This is a genomic window from Streptomyces typhae (genome assembly GCF_009755605.1).
In the GTDB taxonomy this organism is placed as follows: domain Bacteria; phylum Actinomycetota; class Actinomycetes; order Streptomycetales; family Streptomycetaceae; genus Streptomyces; species Streptomyces typhae.
In genome coordinates this window covers 1-1,159 of record NZ_WPNZ01000055.1, presented here as the reverse complement: position 1 = coordinate 1,159, position 1,159 = coordinate 1, and the positions used below count along the sequence as shown (strand labels likewise).

Sequence of the window (1,159 nt, the reverse complement as noted above, 5' to 3'; positions counted from 1 at the left end):
CTAGAGATCATTAATGGTGGGTGTTCTCGGCTTGGTGACGGGTGAGTGCGGGTTCGCTATGCCGTAGGTATGAGGTATCCGGATGGTGGCGGTCTCACCGCCGAGGAGCGGGCTCGACGGGAGCGTGTGCGGTTCGCCGCGGCCGAGTTAATCGAGGCGGGGGTCAGTGACCAGGAGGTGGCCCAGCGTTTCCGGGTCACGCGGATGTCGGTGAACCGTTGGCGCCGTGCTCTGGCTTCCGGCGGCCGCCAGGCGCTGGTCTCGAAGGGGGCCGGTGGTGCCCGCTGCAAGCTCAGCCCCGGGCAGCTGCGCCAGCTCCGGTCCGAGTTACTGGCCGGTCCGGCCGCTCATGGCTGGGGTGAGGACCAGTGCTGGACGCTGGCGCGGATCGCCGAGGTGATCCACCGCCGGTTCGGGGTGCACTACACGCTGCCTGGCGTGGATCTGCTGCTGCACCGGATCGGCTGGAGTGTGCAGGTCCCCGCCCGCCGGGCCGCCGAACGGGACGAGGCGAGGATCACCGAGTGGAAGGGTGAGCGGTGGCCCGCCATAAAAGGACGGCGGCAGACCTGGGTGCCTGGGTCTGCTTCGAGGACGAGTCCGGTCAGGGGATGAGGCCGCCCAGAGGCCGCAGTTGGGGCCCGCGCGGCAGGACGCCGATCGTGAAGGTCACCGCCGCGGGTACCAAACGTGTCTCGATGGCCGCGCTGATCTGCATCAAACCCGGTCACAGGCCCCGGCTGATCTACCGCCTCCACCTGGATCGCGGCCCTCGCCAGGGCCGCCGGAAGGGCTTCAAAGAAACCGACTACGCACGCCTGCTGGACGCCGCCCACCAGCAGCTCGGCGGCCCATTGGTGATCGTCTGGGACAACCTCAACACACACGTCAGCGCCCGGATGAGGCGGTTCATCGCGGCCCGCGCCTGGCTGAGCGTCTTCCAGCTGCCGCCCTACGCCCCTGAACTCAACCCCGTCGAAGGTGTCTGGTCTCACCTCAAGAGATCCCTGGCGAACCTCACCAAACGAGGAATCGACCAGCTGGCCGCCCTGATCAAGACCCGGCTCAAAAAGATGCAGTACCGGCCCGGCCTCATCCGCGGCTACATCGACAAGACCGGACTCACACCCCCGTAACCCTCGCCATTAATGATCTCTAG

General features: G+C 67.2%; 1 protein-coding gene. It reads left to right on the top strand.

Annotated features, from left to right (window positions below; translation table 11 throughout):
* The first annotated feature begins 69 nt into the window (after positions 1-69).
* A protein-coding gene (locus GPA10_RS44260; RefSeq protein WP_425505898.1) for an IS630 family transposase occupies positions 70-1,136 on the top strand; the annotation gives its coding sequence in 2 pieces (ribosomal slippage) (positions 70-552 and positions 555-1,136; 1,065 coding nt in all).
* The last annotated feature ends 23 nt before the right edge of the window (positions 1,137-1,159 follow it).